We start from the raw sequence: 19809 nt of genomic DNA, 5'->3' as shown, positions 1-19809 counted from the left end.
CATCCGCGGCGCCCATCTGTGCCAGATTCGAATCGACGAAGGCGATTGTCGCCATGCATTTCCGGGGTTTGCGGGTCATCAGGCAGGCGCTCGGGGAAATCGCCGGGCGCCTGAGGGGAGAAGCGACATGAACATCGCGGCACGGAATGGCGCCGACATCATCGACGGCAAGGCTTTCGCCAGCGCCCTGCGCGCCAAGGTTGCGGCCGGGGTCGCGCGGCTGACGGCCGAGCACGGCATCACGCCGGGCCTTGCGGTGGTGCTGGTGGGCGAGGATCCGGCCAGCCAGGTCTATGTCCGCAACAAGGGCGTCCAGACCCGCGAGGCCGGCATGGCCAGTTTCGAGCACAAGCTGCCGGCCGAGACCTCCGAGGCGGATCTGCTGGCATTGATCGAACGGCTGAATGCCGACCCGGACGTCCACGGCATCCTGGTGCAGCTGCCGCTGCCCGCGCATATGGATGCCGATGCGGTGATCAACGCCATCGATCCCGCGAAGGACGTGGATGGGTTCCACATCTCGAATGCCGGGCTGCTGGCGACCGGGCAGAAGGCGATGGTGCCCTGCACGCCTCTGGGCTGCCTGATGCTGTTGCGCGACCGGCTGGGCGATCTGGCCGGGCTGAACGCGGTGGTGGTCGGGCGCAGCAATATCGTCGGCAAGCCGATGGCGCAGCTGCTGCTGGGGGACAGCTGCACGGTGACCATCGCGCACTCGCGCACGAAGGACCTGGCGGGCCTGTGCCGCGGCGCCGATATCCTGGTCGCGGCGGTGGGACGGCCGCGGATGATCCGCGGCGACTGGATCAGGCCGGGCGCCACGGTGATCGACGTGGGCATCAACCGCATCGAGGAAGATGGCAAGACCCGCCTGGTCGGCGACGTGGATTTCGAGGGCGCCGCCGCGGTCGCCGGCGCCATCACCCCGGTGCCGGGCGGCGTCGGGCCGATGACCATCGCCTGCCTCTTGGCCAACACGCTGACCGCCTGCTGCCGGGCCAATGGCTGGCCCGAGCCGGACGGCCTGGCCGCCTGAGACATGCCGGGGCCGGCGCTTGCCCGGACCCGATGAAACCGAAGAACGACGGGCCCTGCCCTTTCAAGACAAGTGGAGAAACCGATGAACAAGTTCTGCCTGACCGTTGCCTGCGAATCCACCCGCGGCATCGTGGCCGCCATCTCGGGCTTCCTGGCCGAGAACGGCTGCAACATCACCGATTCCAGCCAGTTCGACGATCCGCAGACCGGCAAGTTCTTCATGCGCGTCAGCTTCGTCTCGGAAGAGGGCGTGGGGCTGGAGGCGTTGCGCGCCGGCCTCGCCGAACCGGCCAAGCCCTTCGGCATGGACTATGCCATCCATGACGAGGCCGAGAAGATGAAGGTCGTCATCATGGTCAGCCGCTTCGGCCATTGCCTGAACGATCTTCTCTATCGCTGGCGGATCGGGGCGCTGCCGATCGAGATCGTGGCGGTGATCTCGAACCACATGGACTACCAGAAGGTGGTGGTGAACCACGACATCCCCTTCCACTGCATCAAGGTGACGAAGGAGAACAAGCCCCAGGCCGAGGCGCAGCTGATGGCCGTGGTCGAGGATTCGGGCGCCGAGCTGGTGGTGCTGGCGCGCTACATGCAGGTGCTGTCGGATGCGCTGTGCAAGAAGATGTCGGGGCGGATCATCAATATCCACCACAGCTTCCTGCCGTCCTTCAAGGGCGCGAACCCCTACAAGCAGGCCTTCGAGCGCGGCGTGAAGCTGATCGGCGCGACCTCGCATTACGTCACCGCCGACCTGGACGAGGGCCCGATCATCGAGCAGGACATCATCCGCGTGACCCATGCGCAATCGCCCGAGGATTACGTCAGCCTCGGTCGCGACGTGGAAAGCCAGGTGCTGGCCCGCGCGATCCATGCCCATATCCACCGCCGCGTGTTCCTGAACGGCAACAAGACGGTGGTCTTCCCCGCATCGCCGGGAAGCTATTCCAGCGAGAGGATGGGCTGACCGCGTCGCCCAGGCCCGTCATCGCCCATGGCCCCAAGGGGCCTGGGACCCAGCCAGCCATGCCGGCGCGGTGACCTGGAAGTCGCTGCGCCGGCATGGATTTCGCTTCGGAATGAAGACCTTACCTGTCGCGGGCGGGGCGGTGCCGGGGTCATGCCGCCAGGGAAGGCCGGCCGGATCGATTCGCCGCCGCCGTCTTCCGGGGCCTTCATGCCGGCGCAGGCCACGGGCTTGCGTTGGCCAAGGCAGCTTCGGCACCCTCGGGGCGCGACGCGCTGTCGGCGGTTTTTGCCTAAAACATCGCGGTTTGCAGCGGGGATGGGCAGAAAGATACTCAAAACATTCCTGTTAAGAAAAATAATTGCTTTTTAGGCGACATGCGTGTTGAATGGAATCAACAAGCGAGCGGATGCAAAACGGGTCCGATCAACAACAGGTGGTTCATGGGTCATCCCTCCGTCCGGAGCCTGGCCCCCGCGGATGGACAAGCTGCCATCTTGTTCATCCGGGCATTGCCGGGCAGGCCGCCGAACAGGCGCCTCGTCTGCCGCAGGATGCTTGCCGCCGGCTGCCTGGTCGAGCCGCTTGCCGCCCTTCGCTGCCACAGACGCCATTGTCCGCCCGGAGCGGATCGTGGAACGGATGCCAACGAGGAGGAATTTTCATGACAGCGACCTGGCGTTTTTCGGCTCTGGCGGACCGGCACCGGGCCTTGGGCTCGGCGCTCGAGGACTGGAGCGGAATGGGGACGGCCTGGACCTATGACAAGGACCAGCTCGAGGAATACACGGCGATCCGCACCAAGGCCGGGGTGATGGACGTCTCGGGGCTGAAGAAGGTGCATGTGATCGGCCCCCATGCCGGCCATGTCATCGACCGCGCCACCACCCGCGCGGTCGAGAAGATCAAGCCCGGACGTTCGACCTATGCCTGCATGCTGAACGACGGCGGCAAGTTCGTCGACGACTGCGTGATCTACCGCATGGGCCCGCACAGCTTCATGGTGGTGCATGGCGCCGGCCAGGGGCACGAGCAGCTGACCATGGCGGCCCAGGGGCGCAATGTCAGCGTGCTGTTCGACGACGACCTGCACGACATCTCGCTGCAGGGGCCGCTGGCGGTGGACTATCTGGAAAAGCATGTGCCGGGGATCCGGGACGTGGTCTATTTCAGCCATATCCACACCACGCTGTTCGGCAAGCCGGTGACGATCTCGCGCACCGGCTATACGGGCGAGCGCGGCTACGAGATCTTCTGCCGCCGCCAGGACGCGCCCGAGATCTGGGACACGATCGTGGCCGAGGGCGCGGCGATGGGCATCATCCCGACCCGCTTCACCACGCTGGACCTGCTGCGCGCCGAAAGCTACCTGCTGTTCTTCCCCTATGACAATTCCGAGAAATACCCGTTCGAGGACCAGCCCTGCGGCGACACGCTGTGGGAGCTGGGGCTGGATTTCACCGTCTCGCCCGGCAAGACCGGCTTCCGCGGCGCCGAGGAACATTACCGGCTGCAGGGCAAGGAACGCTTCAAGATCTACGGCGTCAAGCTGGAGGGCACCGAGGCGGCGGTCGAGGGCGCGCCGATCATCAGGGACGGCAAGCAGGTCGGCGTGGTGACCATCGGCTTCTACAGCCCGCTGAACCGGCACAATATCGGCATCGCCCGGATGCCGGTGGATTGCGCGGTGCCCGGCACGCCGCTGACCATCCGCAATCCCGGCGGCGACATCGCCGCCACCGCCCAGCCGATGCCCTTCCACGATCCCGAGAAGAAGCGTCGCACCGCCAAGGGCTGAACCGACCGGGAAGCGAGGGCGGCGCCAAGACCGCCCCGTCCCCTCCGCGACAGGGAGAACGCAGCGAATGCGAGCCACCGAATTTTCATCTTCCATCCCCAGCCGCCCGGTCTATGCCGGGCTGCGCCCGCACGGGGCGCTGCCGGCGCTGATGCTGGCCGAGGGGGCGGGCGGCGAGGCGCTGGCCGAGCTGGCCGGGGCCGACCCCTCGGTCATGCGCCGGGCGCATCTGTTCTGGATCCCCGCCGGCGCCGGTCCGGGTCTTGCGGCGCGGCTGCGGGCGCTGGGGCCGGCCGGTTATGTCGAGGGGCCGGATTACGCCGCGCTGCGGCCGCGCTTCGTGCGGGCGCTGGCCGATGCGCATATGGGCACCCGGCTTTACCTTGCCGGCGACGAGGGGCTGATCGGCCAGGCCATGGCCGATGCGCTGGCCGCCGGAATGCCGCTGGAGGCGATCGATGCCGAGCATCGCGGCGGCATCGCCCGGCGGATGCAATGCGTGCATTGCAAGGGCATCACCGAGAACGTCACCACCGACCCGTTCACCTGCGCGCATTGCGGGCTGAACCTGTTCGTGCGCGACCATTACTCGCGCCGCATCGGCGCCTTCCAGGGGGTTTGCGTCGATGCCGAGACGCCGGGCCAGGTGCCCGAGCCGCAGGAGATCAAGCCATGACGTCCCTGATGCTGCGCGTGGCGGCGGCCGAATCGCTGACGCCGCTGGTCAAACGCTTTCGCTTCGAGCATCCGCAGGGCGCGGCCCTGCCGCTGTTTTCCGGCGGCGCGCATGTCGTGGTCGAGATGCCGGACGGCGAGGTGCTGCGCCGCAACGCCTATTCGCTGATCTCGGACCCGCAGGACGGCTCGGGCTACGAGATCGCGGTGCGGCGCGAGGATGGCGGGCGCGGCGGCTCGCGCTTCATGCATGGCCGGGTGCAGCCCGGCGACCAGCTGCGCATCTCGCTGCCGCTGAACCTGTTCGCGCTGGACCTGCGGGCCAGGAAGCATGTGCTGATCGCCGGCGGCATCGGCATCACCCCCTTCGTCGCCCAGGTCCGCCAGCTTCTGCGCATGCAGCTGCCCTTCGAGCTGCATTACGCCGCCCGCTCGCGCGCCGAGGCGGCCGGGCTGAAGCTGCTGCCGGACGTGCCGCAGATCCATGTCCATATCTCGGACGAGGGAGACCACCTGGATCTGGGGGGGATCCTGTCCGGCCAGCCGCTTGGCACGCATGTCTATACCTGCGGCCCCGAGGGGCTGATCACCGCGGTGGCGGAAGCGGGCGCCCGGCTGGGCTGGCCGAAAACCGTGCTGCATTCCGAGGTCTTCCAGGCGCCGCCGCCCGGCCGGCCCTTCGCGGTGGTGCTGGCGCGCTCGGGGCGGACCATCGAGGTCGGCGCGCATCAGAGCCTGCTCGAGGCGCTGGAGGCGGCCGGGGTCGAGATCGACTGGTCCTGCCGCGGCGGCGCCTGCGGGCGCTGCGAGACGCAGGTGCTGTCCTGCCACGGCCGCATCGAGCATCACGACCACTGGCTGTCCGAGGACGACCGCTCCTCGCAGAGCCGCATCATGCCCTGCGTCTCGCGCTTCCGCGGCGAGACGCTGATCATCGACCGATAGGAGTCCGGCCATGACCATCCGGTTCAACGACGAGACCTTCCGTGACGATTACAGCTTCCGCAACTCTGCCGAAGCCATCCGGCGGTTTCCGTTTCCGTTCGACAAGGACGACTACATGTATTCCGTCAACATGGAGCCGCATGGGACGGGGGGCCGCGCCGGCAGCGTCTTCGAGAAGCGCTTCGACGTGGACGAGCATTACGTGGCCGAGATGCGCGACCGGGCGATCACCCTGGCCGGGGACCCGCTGCGCTGCCAGTCGCTGCCGCATATGGAGCTGGCGGGCTGGGACCTGCTGGAGCTGATCATGCAGTGCAAGGCCGAGGATTACCCGGAACTGTTCCAGCTGCATCGCGACGGCGACCGCTGGCACTGGATCAATCGGCCGCTGGGGATCGAACAGCGCTTCACCTTCCTCGACCCGACGACGCTGCCCTGCGGGCCGCTGGAATACATCACCCGCCAGGCGCAGGGCGATTTCGCAGTGCTGGACCAGCGCGAGGGCAACCTGTGGATGGATGCCGGCATGGTGACCAGCCAGGCGGACTGGTCGCTGGATTTCGACATCGGCATGAACTTCTTCGAATGGCATGCGCCGGTGCCGAAGGCGGCCGAGATGGGCATCTTCCAGCGGGCGCTGAAATTCCTGCTGGCGGTGCAGCAGGGCGCGCCGTCGCGGCGGCTGAACTGGACGATGACGGTCAATCCGCGGCTGGACACCAGCCCCGAGAACTATCACCTCTGGGGCCCCGAGAAGCGCACCATCACCCCGGAAAATGTCGGCGCCAAGCAATATCTGCGGGTGGAGCTGCAAAGCTTCTGGCGGCTGCCGCGCTCGAACGCGCTGGCCTTTCCGATCCGCTGCTACCTGATCGCGCTTGAGGACCTGGTGACGGTGCCGAAATGGGCGCGCCGGCTGCACCGGGTGATCCGCGACCTGCCCGACGAGCTGGCCGACTACAAGGGCTTCGCCGTCAACCGCCAGATCATCATCGACTATCTCGCGCAGTTCGACGACGGAAAACCGACCTCGCCCGGAATCTTCGCCGACGACTAGGGCCGGGACAACCCGACCGGGCAACAGCCGCCCCCGCTGCGGGGCCGAGCCGGCCGGCCATGTGGCCGCCGGAAGGGCATCGTCATGCCGCCGTTCCCCGAATGGCGGGTATTCGAGAAGCACAAGCCGCGTTCCCGCCGGCGGGAGCGGCCGGAACAGAAAAGCCGGCAGGGGAGTCTTTCAATGACATACACGACCACGACGGCGGAGACGCCGCAAGAGAACGGCCACATGGTCCGTTCGCTGAACTGGACGGGCGCGTTCTGGATCGCCGCGGGCGTGCCGCCGCTGGTGCTGTTTTCGTTGGGCGGCATCGCCGGCACGACCGGCAAGGTCGCCTTCGTCGTCTGGATCGTCTCGATGATGATGGGCTTCGTGCAGTCCTTCACCTATGCCGAGATGGCCGGCATGTTCGGCAACAAGTCCGGTGGCGCCTCGGTCTACGGCGCCATGGCCTGGCTGCGCTATGCCAAGCCCGTTGCGCCGCTGTCGATCTGGTGCAACTGGTTCGCCTGGTCGCCGGTCCTGTCGCTGGGTTGCGCCATCGCGGCGGGCTATATCCTGAACGCGCTGTTCCCGGTGCCGCTGGCCACATCGCAGCCGGTGCTGGACTGGGTCGCCGCCCATGCCGGCGCGATCACCGCCGACAACCCGCGCGTGGCCGAATACCTGGCCACCCATCCCGGCCTTGGCAGCGCCGAGGCGATCCGGGCGCTGCTGACCAGCGACGCGGTGGCGGCGCTGACCCCGGCGATCCGCAGCTGGACGGCCTTCAACCTGGAAATTCCGGGCCTGTTCACGCTTTACTTCAACACCACCTTCGTGATCGGCGCGCTGCTGATGCTGATCCTGATCGCGATCCAGTATCGCGGCGTCGCCTCGACCGCGACGGCGCAGAAATGGATGGCGATCATCGTGCTGGTGCCGCTGATGCTGGTCGGGCTGGTGCCGATCTTCACCGGCTCGATCGAATATTCCAACATCACCAACATCCTGCCGCCCGCGAGCGCCTATTCGGCCGAGCCGGGCAGCTGGAACCTGGGCGGCTGGACGCTGGTACTGGGCGGGCTCTATATCGCGGCCTGGTCCACCTATGCCTTCGAGACCGCCGTCTGCTACACGCGCGAGCTGAAGGACCCCAAGCGCGACACCTTCCGCGCGATCTTCTTCACCGGCCTGCTCTGCATGGCGTTCTTCTGCCTGATCCCGTTCTCGTTCCAGGGGGTTCTGGGCATCGAGGGGATGCTGGCGCCCGAGATCGTCGACGGCACCGGCATCGCCCAGGCCCTGGGCGGCATGATCGGCGCCGGGCCGGTGGTGGCGCAGCTGTTCACCGTCCTGATGCTGCTGGCGCTGTTCATGGCGATCATGACGGCCTGCGCCGGCTCGGCCCGGACGCTCTACCAGGGGTCGCGGGACGGGTTGCTGCCGAAATACCTGGGCCATGTGAACGAGCAGGGCGCCCCGGTCAACGCGATGTGGACGAATTTCGTGGTGAACCTGTTCCTGCTGGCGCTGGCCTCGGATGCGAACGGCTATTTCTACGTGCTGGCCATCTCGAACGTGGGCTATCTGACCTTCAACTTCCTGAACCTCAATGCCGGCTGGATCCATCGCATCGACTCGCCGCATCTGGAGCGGCCCTGGCGCGCGCCGACCTGGCTGATCGGGCTGAACACCCTGCTGGCCTTCGTCAATGCGCTGTTCCTGGGTGCCGGGGCCAAGGTCTGGGGCTATTCCAATGCGCTGGTCTCGGGCGCGATCTTCGCGGCGCTGATCGTGCCGATCTTCCTGTGGCGCCACTATGTCACCGACAAGGGCCGCTTCCCGCCTGAGGCGCTGGAGGATCTGGGCCTGGCCAATGATGCGACCAGCTTCGGGCCGAGGCGGGCGGGCATCCTGCCCTATCTGGCGCTGGCGGGGGGCCTGGCGGTGGTCGTGGTGGCGAACATGGTCTTCCAGCTGCCGGGCTGAGGCCGGATCCTGAAACGCGACGGCCGCCCCCACGGGCGGCCGTTTCCGTTTGCGCTGCGCGGATGGGTCAGGCCAGCAGCAGCACCTGGACATCGGCGACATTCGTGCCGGTCGCGCCGGTCAGCAGCAGATCGCCCGCCGCCTGCAGCGCCGCGTGGCTGTCGTTGTTGGCCAGCAGCGCCGGGCCGTCGCGGCCGGCGGCGCGGATGCGGTCGGCGGTGCCGGCGTCCACGATGCCGCCCGCCGCGTCGGTCGGGCCGTCGCGCCCGTCCGTCCCGCCGCTGAGAAAGACCCAGTGGCCCGGCCAGTCCCCGCCCGTCAGGGCGATGCGCAGCGCCAGTTCCTGGTTGCGCCCGCCCTTGCCGGTACCGCGCAGGGCGACGGTGGTTTCGCCGCCGAAGATCAGCGCCTCGGGCCGGTCGCGCCGGCTGCCGGCCGCCTCGGCGATGCGGGCGGCGGCCTCGGCCACGTCGCCGGTCAGCCGGTCGCTGACGATCCGGCCAGCCCAGCCCTCGGGCACCGCGGCAAGCATCGCGGCAAGCGAGATCTCGTTGCTGCCGATCAGGTGGTTCTCGGCCTCGGGCAGCGGGGCAGGGGGCGCGCCGGTTTCCAGCAACTCGCGCACCTTCGCGGGTAGCTTCTCCAGCAGCCCCCGCCCGGCCAGCAGCTCCAGCGCCTCGCGCGGGCTGCCGAGCGGCGCGACGGTCGGGCCGCTGGCGATGGCGCCCAGGTCGTTGCCGATGACGTCCGAGAGGATCAGCGCCGTCACCGGGGCAGGGGCGGCATGGCGCAGGAAGCCGCCGCCCTTCAGGTCGGAAAGCTGCTGGCGGACCAGGTTGACCTGGCCGATCTCCAGCCCGCTGGCCAAGAGCAGCCGGTTCACCTGCTGCTTGTCGGCCAGGGTCAGCGGCGGCCGCGGCGCTGGAACCAGCGCCGAGCCGCCGCCCGAGATCAGCGCGATCACCCGGTCCTGCGGCCCCGCCCGGTCCAGCAGCGCGATGATCTCCTGCCCGGCAGCCAGCCCGGCCTCGTCGGGCTCGGGATGGCCGGCGGTCAGGACGCGGGCGCCGGGGATGTCGCGGCCATTGCCGTCATGCGTCACCGCCAGCGCCGTCACCGGGCCGGGGACATGGGCCATCGCCTCGGCCAGCATGGCGGGCGCGGCCTTGCCGATGGCGATCAGGATGGTCTGCCCCGCCGCCGCGGGTGCGGCAGGGGGGTGGCCCTGGAAATGCCGGCGCACGGCCAGGGCAGGATCGGCCGCGCGCACGGCCGCGTCATAGAGCTTCCGCGCCAGGGCCCGCATATCGGCGATCCGTGCCGTCATGCCGCGATCTGGCGGGCTTTCTGGACCAGCACCTCGGCCTGCCGGATCGAGGCATAGTCGATCAGCCGGCCGTCCAGCGAGACGGCGCCCTTGCCCTCGGCCTCGGCCTTGGCCATGGCGTCGAGGATCTTCTGCGCGCGCTCGACCTCGGCGGCCGAAGGGCTCATCACCTCGTTGGCCAGCGCGATCTGGCTGGGATGGATCGCCCATTTCCCCTCGCAGCCCAGCACGGCGGCGCGATAGGCGGCTGCCTTGTAGCCCTCGGGGTCCGAGAAATCGCCGAAGGGGCCGTCGATCGGCCGCAAGCCGTTGGCGCGCGCCGCGACGACCATGCGCGACAGCGCATAATGCCACATGTCGCCCCAATGAACGTGGCGGCCGCCTTCGGCATCGGCATCGGTCAGCACCGAATAATGCTCGTTCACGCCGCCGATCACGGTGGTGCGGGCGCGGGTCGAGGCGGCATAGTCGGCGACGCCGAAATGCAGGCTTTCATTGCGCTTGGACGCCGCGGCGATCTCGTTGATGTTCTGCATCCCCAGCGCCGTCTCGATGATATGCTCGAAGCCGATGCGCTTCTTCAGGCCCTTGGCGTCCTCGATCTGCGTGACCAGCATGTCCACCGCATAGACGTCGGCGGCGGTGCCGACCTTGGGGATCATGATCAGGTCCAGCCGCTCGCCGGCCTGTTCCACGATGTCCACCACGTCGCGATACATGTAATGCGTGTCGAGCCCGTTGATTCGGATCGACATGGTCTTCTTGCCCCAGTCGACCTCGTTCAGGGCCTTGATGATGTTCTTGCGCGCCTGCGGCTTCTCGTCCGGGGCGACCGCGTCCTCGAGGTCGAGGAAGATCACGTCGACGTCGGAATCTGCCGCCTTTTGAAACATTTGCGGCTGGCTGCCGGGCACCGCAAGCTCGCTGCGGTTCAGACGGGCGGGGGCTTGTTCGATGGGATGAAAGCTCATGGCGGGATGCTCCTGCAACATGTGGGGGGATGCAACAAGAGAAGGCGGATTGCTGTTTCCAGTCAAGAAATAAAATTTCTTTTTGGTTCCGATCTGCCACAGATTCAGTCGCTGCCGCTGCCGGGCGGGGGGCCGTGGCGGCTGGAATAATAGAAGGCGATGGCCTGCGCGCGGCTGCGCACCGAGAGCTTTTCATAGAGGTTCGAGAGGTGGAACTTGACCGTATTGCCCGAGATGCCCAGCTCGCGCGACAGCTCGCGATTGGTCAGGCCCTTGGACAGCGCCTCGAGCATGTCCATCTCGCGCGGGGACAGGCTTTGCAGCGGATTTCGTTGCAGCGCGCGCACGTCCAGATAGGGAAAGACCATCTTGCCCGCGGCCACGGCCATGCAGGTCTCCAGCAGCGTCTCGGCCGGGTCGCTGCGGGCGACGAAGCCGGCAGCGCCCGCCCCCAGCGCGCCCAGATGCGCCTCGCTGGCCTGGTCGCCATAGACCACGACGCGCGGCGCGCCCTCCTGCTCGCGCAGCTGCTCAAGCAGCTTGGCCCCGCCCATCGCCGGCAGTCCCCAGTCTATGATTCCCACCTGGGCGGGGATTCGCATGACGGTGGCCAGGAATCCCTCGGCCGTGGCCGATGTGGCCAGCAGCGAGAAGCGCGTGTCGCGCTGGAAAACCTCGGACATGGCCGACAGGACCAGCGGATTGCTGTCGCCCAGCATGATCGTAACCGCCCTTTCGACGCTGCTGACCGTGCGCATCAGCCAGCCCCCGCCCGATAACAGGCCGGAAAACCAGGGAAATCTGTCGGCATCTTGTCCTCCCACTCCTTCGGGTGGGGAAACAGCCACCCAAAGGGATACCACCAGGCAGCATAATCTTACGTTGCGGCATCTGTCGAGAGAAGCTTTCTTACAATTAAACAAAGTTCATCAGAAGGAAATGTCATGGCTGAAGTGGCGATCTTCCCGCAGCTTGAAATTCCCGACACCCTCGCGGCCGGGCCCGGACCGGGCAATACCGACCTGCGGGTGCTGCAACGCTTTGCCAGCGCCGGGGTGGCCGATCACATGCAGGCCGATGTCCTGCGCGGCATGATCGAGTGCAAGCTGATGCTGCGCGAGGTGATGGGCACCGCGAACATCCATACCTTCGGCGTCGCCGGCACCGGCTGGAGCGGGCTTGATTGCCTGTTCAGCGCGGTCCTGCCCGGCGACAGCGTGGTGGTCTTCGTCAACGGCACCTTCTCGGGCATCGACGGGCTGACCCTGCGCATGAAGGCCGCCACGGCCGAGGAACTGGCCGCCAACCCGATGGACCCGCAGCCGGCCTCGGTCAGGATCGTGACCGTCCCGCACGGCCAGTCCGTCACCGGCGAGACCGTCGAGGCGGCGCTGGCCGAGCACAAGCCGAAATGGGCCGCCATGGCGCATTGGGAAACCGGCTCGGGCCGGACCAACGACCTGCGCGGCTTCTCGGACGCCTGCCAGCGGCACGGCGCGATGGGGCTGGTCGATGCGGTCTCCTCGCTGGGTGTCGCGGATTTCCGCATCGACGACTATCCCGGCGTGCATGGCTGGGCCTCCTGCCCGCAGAAGGGCATCTGCTGCCTGCCGCTGACCTATGCGCCGGTGTCCTTCTCGGACCGCTATGTCGCGGAACTGCGCAGGACCGGCTGCCGGACCTTCGTGCATCACCCGATCCTCGAGGCGCGGCATTGGGGCATCATCGACGGCAAGGATGTGGAAAAGGGCAGCTATCACCGCACCCACAGCGCCTATGCCGTCGCCGCCTTCCACGAGGCGCTGCGCATCCTGCTGCAACAGACGGTGGCCGGCCGCGCCAGGGCCTATGCCTTCCACGAGGCGGCGCTGCGCGACGCGGTGGCCGCGATGGGCTGCAAGGTGACTTCGGACATGACCTCGCTGGTGGTGCTGAACCTGCCCGACACGCTGAAGGGCCGCGAGATGGAGCTGGTCCAGTCCTGCCGCGCCCAGGGCTTCGGCATCTGGCCGACGCTGTCCGAGCCGGTGCAGATCCGCATCGGCATCCTGAACCTGCTGGACCGGAAGGCGATCACCGACATCGTCACCCGCTTTGCCGCGGCGATGACCGCGATGGGCGCGGATATCGACACGGCCCGGATCACCGAACGGCTTGAGGAGCATTACCAGGCGACGGTCGCGGCCGAATAACGGCGCCCCAGGGAGGAGGCGAAAATGGACATTCACGAATACCAGGCCAAGGAAATACTCGACCGCTTCGGGGTCGGCATCCCGCAGGGCGCGCTGGCCTACAGCCCCGAACAGGCGGCCTATCGCGCCCGCGAGATGGGCGGCGACCGCTGGGTCGTCAAGGCGCAGGTCCATGCCGGCGGCCGCGGCAAGGCCGGCGGCGTCAAGCTCTGCGACAGCGACCTGGAGATCCAGGCGGCGACCGAGGCCATGTTCGGCCAGAAGCTGGTCACGCACCAGACGGGACCCGAGGGCAAGGGCATCTACCGCGTCTATGTCGAGGCCGCCGTGCCCATCGCGCGCGAGATCTATCTGGGCTTCGTGCTGGACCGCGCCAGCCAGCGGGTGATGATCGTCGCCAGCGGCGAGGGCGGCATGGAGATCGAGGAGATCTCGGCCCAGAAGCCCGACAGCATCGTGCGCGCCACGGTCGAGCCGGCCGTCGGATTGCAGGAATTCCAGTGCCGCGAGATCGCCTTCGCGCTTGGCATCAAGCCCGCCATGGTCCAGCAGATGATGCGCACCCTGCGCGGCTGCTATCGCGCCTTCCGCGAACTCGACGCGACGATGGTCGAGGTCAACCCGCTTGTCGTGACCAGCGACGACCGCATCCTGGCGCTGGACGCCAAGATGACCTTCGACAACAACGCGCTGTTCCGCCATTCGCAGATCCTGGAGCTGCGCGACAAGTCGCAGGAGGATCCGCGCGAATCCCGCGCCGCCGATCACGGCCTGTCCTATGTCGGGCTGGAGGGCAATATCGGCTGCATCGTCAACGGCGCCGGCCTTGCCATGGCGACCATGGACACGATCAAGCTGGCCGGGGGCGAGCCCGCGAACTTCCTCGACATCGGCGGCGGCGCCACGCCCGAGCGGGTCGCGCGCGCCTTCCGCCTGGTCATGTCGGACAAGAACGTGCAGGCGATCCTGGTCAACATCTTCGCCGGCATCAACCGCTGCGACTGGGTGGCCGAGGGCGTGGTCCGCGCCCTGCGCGAAGAACCGGTGGACGTGCCCGTCGTGGTGCGGCTGGCCGGCACCAATGTCGAGGAAGGCCAGAAGATCCTGGCGCAAAGCGGCCTGCCGCTGATCCGCGCCACCACCCTGATGGAAGCCGCCGAACGCGCCGTCGCCGCATGGCGCGCCGATACCCAGCGCAACGCCAACCTGAGGGCCGTCTGATGAGCATTTTTCTGGATCGCGAAACCCGCGTCATCGTTCAGGGCATCACCGGCAAGATGGCCCGCTTCCATGCCCGCGAGATGATCGACTACGGCACCAATGTCGTCGGCGGCGTCGTGCCCGGCAAGGGCGGCGAAACCGTCGAGGGCGTGCCGGTCTTCGACACCGTCAAGCAGGCGGTGGCCGAGACCGGGGCCGAGGCCACGCTGGTCTTCGTGCCGCCGCCCGCCGCGGCCGACAGCATCATGGAGGCCGCCGATGCCGGCATCCGTTACTGCGTCTGCATCACCGACGGCATCCCCGCCCAGGACATGATCCGCGTCAAGCGCTACATGTACCGCTATCCCAAGGAACGGCGGATGATCCTGACCGGGCCGAACTGCGCCGGCACCATCAGCCCCGGCAAGGCCATGCTGGGCATCATGCCGGGCCATATCTACCTGCCCGGCAACGTGGGCATCATCGGCCGTTCCGGCACGCTGGGTTACGAGGCGGCGGCCCAGCTGAAAGAGCACGGGCTGGGCGTCTCGACCAGCGTCGGCATCGGCGGCGATCCGATCAACGGCTCGTCCTTCCGCGACGTGCTGGAGCATTTCGAACAGGACGACGAGACCCATGTGATCTGCATGATCGGCGAGATCGGCGGCCCGCAGGAGGCCGAGGCGGCGGAATACATCCGCGACCATGTCAGCAAGCCGGTGGTCGCCTATGTCGCCGGCCTGACCGCGCCCAAGGGCCGCACCATGGGCCATGCCGGGGCGATCATCTCGGCCTTCGGCGAAAGCGCCAGCGAGAAGGTCGAGATCCTGGCGGCGGCGGGCGTCACCATGGCCGAGAATCCGGCCGTGATCGGCGAAACCATCGCCCGCGTGATGCAGTAGGGGGAAGGACGATGGCGAAACCCCGAGTCCTTGTCACCCGCCGCTGGCCCGCAGCGGTCGAGGCGCGGCTGTCCCAGATCTTCGACGTGCAGCTGAACCTTGCGGACAAACCCCTGGCGCCCGATGATTTCCTGGCGGCGATGCGGGAATATGACGCGATCCTGCCGACGGTGACCGACAGGATCGGCGCCCCGGCGCTGGAACTGCACAGGCCCCAGACCCGGATCCTGGCCAATTACGGCGTCGGCTACAGCCATATCGACCTGAACCGCGTCAGCCGGCATGGCATCGTCGTGACCAACACCCCCGACGTGCTGAGCGAATGCACGGCCGATCTGGCGATGACCCTGCTGCTGATGGTCGCCCGCCGCGCCGGCGAGGGCGAGCGCGAGCTGCGCGCCGGGCAATGGACCGGCTGGCGGCCGACGCATCTGGTCGGCACCAAGGTGTCCGGCAAGACGCTGGGGATCGTCGGCTATGGCCGCATCGGCCAGGAAATGGCCCGCCGCGCCCATCACGGCTTCGGCATGACCATCCTGGTCTACAACCGCAGCCCGGTCGCGCCCGAGGTTCTGGCGCAATGCAATGCCGTGCAGGTGGACAGCCTGGACGAGCTGATGCCGAGATGCGACTTCATCTCGCTGCATTGTCCGGGGGGCGCGTCGAACCGCCACCTGATCAATGCGCACAGGTTGAACCTGATGCGGCCGGATGCCTTCCTCATCAACACCGCCCGCGGCGAGGTGATCGACGAGACGGCGCTGTCCCATGCGCTGTGGTTCGACTCGATCGGCGGCGCGGCGCTGGATGTCTTCGACGGAGAGCCGAACATCAACCCGCAGCTAAGGGATTCGGATCGGCTGGTGATGCTGCCGCATCTGGGCAGCGCCACCCGCGAGGCGCGCGAGGCCATGGGCTTCCGCGTCATCCAGAACCTCGAGGATTTCTTTGCGGGCCGAGAGCCCCGCGACCGGGTGAACTGAATGCAGGCCGGGGCGGCGGATATCGGCGCCGAGCCATCGGCAGGGCAGGGGCGCTGTCACGCCGACCGGCTGCGCGGCGAGTTGCGCGGCCTCTGGCAGCGGGTCATCGGCCGCCACGCGCCGCAGGTGGTGCCGCTGCTGACCGGCGAGGCGGCCGGGCTGCGGGAAGCGGACATGAGCGCCTATCTCCAGGGGCTCGACATCTGGTTCCAGCTCTTGCGGATCATCGACGAACATGCCGCCATGCGGCTGCGCCGCGAGGCCGAGACCCGCTCGGGCCCGGCGGCGATCGAGGGCAGCCTGGCCCGGACCCTGCAATCCGCCCCCGACATGCCGCGCGAAAGCGTCGCGCGCAGCCTGTGCCAGCTGCGCGTGGGCCCGACCCTGACCGCCCATCCGACCGAGGCCAAGCGCGTCACCGTGCTGGAGATCCACCGCCGCATCTATCGCGCCCTGGCCCGGCTGGAGAGCCAGCGCTGGACGCGGCACGAGCGCGCGGCGCTGATGGCCGAGATCGAGAGCGAGATCGACCTGCTCTGGCTGACCGGAGAGCTGCGCCGGCAACGGCCCTCGCCCCTGAACGAGATCGAATGGGGGCTGCAGTTCTTTCGCGACAGCCTGTTCGACGCGGTGCCGAACGTGGTGCGGCAATTCCACGACGCGGTTGACGGCCGCTATGGCCCCGGCCAGGAAACCGGCGCCCCCCTGCGCTTCCATTCCTGGATCGGCGGCGACCGGGACGGCAATCCGCATGTCACGGTCGAGACGACCCGCGCCGCCCTGGAACTGGGGCGCGACGCGATCCTCGACCGCTACCGGCAGGGGCTGACCCTTGCCGCCCGGCACCTGAGCATCAGCAGCGAGATCGCCGGCCTGCGGCCCGAGACGCGCGCCCGGCTGGCCGCGGTGATCGACGCGGCGGAATTGCCCGAGGCCGACCGGCAGCGCAATCCGGGCGAGCTGTTCCGCCAGGCGGCAAGCGCGATGCAGCGCCGTCTGGGGGCCATTGCCGGCGGGCCGGGGCCGGCCTATCCGCATCTGCGCGACTTCATCGCCGACCTGCGCCGGGTCGAGACGGCGCTGCACGACATTGGCGCCGCGACGCTGGCGCATCGGCTGGTGCGACCGCTGCGCTGGCAGGCCGAGGTCTTCGGCTTTCGCACCGTGACGCTGGACGTGCGGCAGAATTCCTCGGTCACCACGCGGGTGCTGGCCGGGATCTGGGCGCAGTCCGGCCCGGCGCCGGAATATGGCAGCGCGGAATGGTCTCGGCGGCTGCGCGGCGAACTGGGCCAAGAGGCGCTGCCCCGGCTGGACCGCGACGCCCTTGGCGGCGAGGCGCGGGAATTGCTGGAGCTGCTGGCACTGCTGCATCGCGCCCGCTTCGGGGCCGATCCGCTGGCCATCGGCACCTTCATCCTGTCGATGACGCGTTCCTGCGACGATCTGCTGGCGGTGTTCCTGCTGGCCCGCCATGCCGGCTTCGGGGCCGAGCGGCTGGACCTGCGCGTCGTGCCGCTGTTCGAGACCATCGACGACCTGCGCGCCGCGCCGCGGATCCTGGACGAGCTGCTGCGGGTGCCGCTGGCCCGCCGCAGCCTGGCGACCGGGGACAACCGGGTCGAGGTCATGCTGGGCTATTCCGACAGCAACAAGGACGGCGGCTTCCTCTGTTCGACGTGGGAGCTGGAAAAGGCGCAGCGCAGCATCGCGGCCGTTCTGGCGCGGCACGGGCTGCTGCCGGTCTTCTTCCACGGCCGCGGCGGCTCGGTCAGCCGGGGCGGGGCGCCGACCGGCCGCGCCATCGCCGCCCTGCCGCGCGGCACCATCAACGGCCAGCTGCGCATCACCGAACAGGGCGAGGTCGTGTCGTCGAAATTCGCCAATCGCGGCACCGCCGAATACGAGCTGGAGCTGCTGCTGTCCTCGGTCATGGCGCAGTCGCTGCCCGCCGCGCCCGAGCCGGTCCGCCCCGAGTTCAACGACACGCTCGAGGCGCTGTCGGACATGTCCTGCACCGCCTATCGCGCGCTTCTGCACCGGCCCGGCTTCATCGACTATTTCTGCCAGGCCAGCCCGGTCGAGGAACTGGCGCTGCTGAAGATGGGCTCGCGCCCCGCCCGGCGCTTCGGTGCCGGCGGGCTGGAGGATCTGCGGGCCATCCCCTGGGTCTTTGCCTGGTCGCAGAACCGCCACCTGATCACCGGCTGGTACGGCTTCGGCTCGGCCATCGAGACCTTCCGGCGCTTCCACCGCGACGATGGCGACGCGCTGCTGCGGCGGATGTTTCGCGACTCGCGCATCTTCCGGCTGATCGTGGACGAGGTCGAGAAATCGCTGTTCCACGCGGATATGCGGATCGCCGAGACCTATGCGGCGCTGGTCCGGGATCCGGCGGTGCGGCAGGACATCTTCGGCCGGATCGGCCAGGAATACCGGCGCAGCCGCGCGGCGGTGGTGTTCCTGACCGGCCAGCCCGGCATCGGCGAGCGGTTTCCCAACATGGCCGCCCGCTTCGACCGCACCCGCGCCGATCTGGAACGGGTGCACGGATTGCAGGTCCGGCTGCTCGACCACAATCGCCACGAACCGGGGCCCAGGATTTCCATCGCGCTGATGCAGACGATGAACTGCATTTCCACCGCGCTTGGCTGGACCGGATAGCTGACCAAAGGAGAGACCTCATGAACGAACACCCATCCCAGGCGCGCTTTTTCGCGGACGGGCTTGCCACCCGCGACCCTTCGATTTCCGATGCGATCGGCCGGGAGCTTGGCCGTCAGCGCGAGGAGATCGAGCTGATCGCGTCCGAGAACATCGTTTCGCGCGCGGTGCTGGAGGCGCAGGGCTCGGTCCTGACCAACAAATATGCCGAGGGCTATCCGGGCAAACGCTATTACGGCGGCTGCCAGTTCGTCGACATCGCCGAGAACCTGGCCATCGAACGCGCCAGGCAGCTCTTCGACTGCGAATTCGCCAATGTCCAGCCGAACAGCGGCAGCCAGATGAACCAGGCGGTGTTCCTGGCGCTGCTGCAGCCCGGCGACACCTTCATGGGGCTGGACCTCAATTCGGGCGGCCACCTGACCCATGGCTCGCCGGTCAACATGTCGGGCAAGTGGTTCAACGTGGTCAGCTACGGCGTGCGCCAGCAGGACCAGCTGCTGGACATGGAGGAGGTCCGCCAGAAGGCCCTGGAAAACAAGCCGAAGCTGATCGTCGCCGGCGGCACCGCCTACAGCCGCGTCTGGGACTGGGCCGCCTTCCGCAAGATCGCCGACGAGGTGGGCGCCTGGCTGATGGTCGACATGGCCCATATCGCCGGGCTGGTCGCGGGCGGCCAGCATCCCTCGCCGCTGCCGCACGCCCATGTGGTGACCACGACGACCCACAAATCCCTGCGCGGCCCGCGCGGCGGCATGGTGCTGACCAATGACGCCGAGATCGCGAAGAAGATCAATTCGGCGGTCTTCCCCGGGTTGCAGGGCGGCCCGCTGATGCATGTGATCGCCGCCAAGGCGGTGGCCTTCGGCGAGGCGCTGCGCCCCGAGTTCAGGGACTATGCCGCGCAGGTCGTGGCCAATGCCCGCGCCATGGCCGATGAATTGATGCGCGGCGGCATCGACATCGTCTCGGGCGGGACCGACAACCATCTGTGCCTGGCGGACCTGCGGCCCAAGGGCGTGACCGGCAAGGCGACCGAGGCGGCGCTTGGCCGCGCCCATATCACCTGCAACAAGAACGGCGTGCCCTTCGACCCGGAAAAGCCCTTCGTGACCT

At 68.1% G+C, this 19809-nt stretch carries 16 protein-coding genes; 13 read left to right on the top strand and 3 right to left on the bottom strand.

What is annotated here, in order from left to right; genetic code table 11:
• The first annotated feature begins 127 nt into the window (after nucleotides 1-127).
• The 7 genes from folD (at nucleotide 128) to C9E82_RS19930 (ending at nucleotide 8454) form a co-directional block, all read left to right on the top strand.
• Nucleotides 128-1036 carry a bifunctional methylenetetrahydrofolate dehydrogenase/methenyltetrahydrofolate cyclohydrolase FolD gene (gene folD / locus C9E82_RS19960; RefSeq protein ID WP_119897093.1) on the top strand — a complete coding sequence of 303 codons (909 nt, stop codon included), beginning with the start codon at nucleotides 128-130 and terminating at the stop codon, nucleotides 1034-1036.
• An 84-nt stretch (nucleotides 1037-1120) separates the two neighbouring features.
• Complete coding sequence (purU, locus tag C9E82_RS19955; protein ID WP_119897092.1) at nucleotides 1121-2005, top strand: formyltetrahydrofolate deformylase; 885 nt, start codon at nucleotides 1121-1123, stop codon at nucleotides 2003-2005.
• A gap of 664 nt (nucleotides 2006-2669) precedes the next feature.
• Nucleotides 2670-3803 (top strand): aminomethyltransferase family protein, encoded by a 1134-nt coding sequence (locus tag C9E82_RS19950; protein ID WP_119897091.1) that lies wholly within the window; start codon nucleotides 2670-2672, stop codon nucleotides 3801-3803.
• A 67-nt stretch (nucleotides 3804-3870) separates the two neighbouring features.
• Nucleotides 3871-4479, top strand: coding sequence for a dimethylamine monooxygenase subunit DmmA family protein (locus C9E82_RS19945; protein ID WP_119897090.1), 609 nt, complete (start codon nucleotides 3871-3873; stop codon nucleotides 4477-4479).
• The gene (locus C9E82_RS19940) at nucleotides 4476-5423 is read left to right on the top strand and encodes a PDR/VanB family oxidoreductase (protein ID WP_119897089.1); all 948 of its coding nucleotides are present in this window, start codon (nucleotides 4476-4478) and stop codon (nucleotides 5421-5423) included. The genes C9E82_RS19945 and C9E82_RS19940 overlap by 4 nt, the downstream gene beginning before the upstream one ends.
• A gap of 10 nt (nucleotides 5424-5433) precedes the next feature.
• Complete coding sequence (locus C9E82_RS19935) at nucleotides 5434-6480, top strand: heme-dependent oxidative N-demethylase family protein (RefSeq protein WP_119897088.1); 1047 nt, start codon at nucleotides 5434-5436, stop codon at nucleotides 6478-6480.
• Nucleotides 6481-6663: 183 nt separating this feature from the next.
• Complete coding sequence (locus C9E82_RS19930) at nucleotides 6664-8454, top strand: APC family permease (RefSeq protein ID WP_119897087.1); 1791 nt, start codon at nucleotides 6664-6666, stop codon at nucleotides 8452-8454.
• Nucleotides 8455-8521: 67 nt separating this feature from the next.
• Here C9E82_RS19930 and C9E82_RS19925 read toward each other — a convergent pair whose 3' ends face one another.
• The 3 genes from C9E82_RS19925 to C9E82_RS19915 form a co-directional block, all read right to left on the bottom strand.
• Nucleotides 8522-9781, bottom strand: a complete 1260-nt coding sequence (locus C9E82_RS19925; protein ID WP_119897086.1) for a glycerate kinase type-2 family protein — start codon at nucleotides 9779-9781, stop codon at nucleotides 8522-8524.
• Entirely contained in the window at nucleotides 9778-10752 is a 975-nt protein-coding gene (locus tag C9E82_RS19920) for an HpcH/HpaI aldolase/citrate lyase family protein (RefSeq protein WP_119897085.1), read from the bottom strand. Before C9E82_RS19920 ends, C9E82_RS19925 begins: the two co-directional genes overlap by 4 nt.
• A 104-nt stretch (nucleotides 10753-10856) precedes the next feature.
• The gene (locus C9E82_RS19915) at nucleotides 10857-11510 is read right to left on the bottom strand and encodes a response regulator transcription factor (RefSeq protein WP_240643446.1); all 654 of its coding nucleotides are present in this window, start codon (nucleotides 11508-11510) and stop codon (nucleotides 10857-10859) included.
• A 186-nt stretch (nucleotides 11511-11696) separates the two neighbouring features.
• Here C9E82_RS19915 and C9E82_RS19910 point away from each other — a divergent pair, with 186 nt between their 5' ends.
• From C9E82_RS19910 to glyA, 6 genes are all read left to right on the top strand, one after another.
• Nucleotides 11697-12944 (top strand): aminotransferase class V-fold PLP-dependent enzyme, encoded by a 1248-nt coding sequence (locus C9E82_RS19910; protein WP_170162011.1) that lies wholly within the window; start codon nucleotides 11697-11699, stop codon nucleotides 12942-12944.
• Between the two features lie 24 nt (nucleotides 12945-12968).
• Complete coding sequence (locus C9E82_RS19905; protein ID WP_119897084.1) at nucleotides 12969-14165, top strand: malate--CoA ligase subunit beta; 1197 nt, start codon at nucleotides 12969-12971, stop codon at nucleotides 14163-14165.
• Nucleotides 14165-15046 carry a succinate--CoA ligase subunit alpha gene (gene sucD / locus C9E82_RS19900; protein ID WP_119897083.1) on the top strand — a complete coding sequence of 294 codons (882 nt, stop codon included), beginning with the start codon at nucleotides 14165-14167 and terminating at the stop codon, nucleotides 15044-15046. The genes C9E82_RS19905 and sucD overlap by 1 nt, the downstream gene beginning before the upstream one ends.
• 11 nt (nucleotides 15047-15057) lie before the next feature.
• The gene (locus tag C9E82_RS19895) at nucleotides 15058-16029 is read left to right on the top strand and encodes a 2-hydroxyacid dehydrogenase (RefSeq protein WP_119897082.1); all 972 of its coding nucleotides are present in this window, start codon (nucleotides 15058-15060) and stop codon (nucleotides 16027-16029) included.
• On the top strand, nucleotides 16030-18693 hold the full coding sequence (locus C9E82_RS19890) for a phosphoenolpyruvate carboxylase (protein WP_119897081.1): 2664 nt from the start codon (nucleotides 16030-16032) through the stop codon (nucleotides 18691-18693). It begins immediately after the preceding gene.
• Nucleotides 18694-18713: 20 nt separating this feature from the next.
• Nucleotides 18714-19809: serine hydroxymethyltransferase (gene glyA, locus C9E82_RS19885; RefSeq protein WP_147482378.1), on the top strand; the 1096-nt coding region annotated here is incomplete at its 3' end.

Origin of the sequence: Paracoccus sigandri (assembly GCF_003709565.1) — a bacterium.
Taxonomy (GTDB): Bacteria; Pseudomonadota; Alphaproteobacteria; order Rhodobacterales; family Rhodobacteraceae; genus Paracoccus; species Paracoccus siganidrum.
Note: the sequence above shows the minus strand (reverse complement) of the source record. Positions and strands in the feature narration are given on the sequence as shown.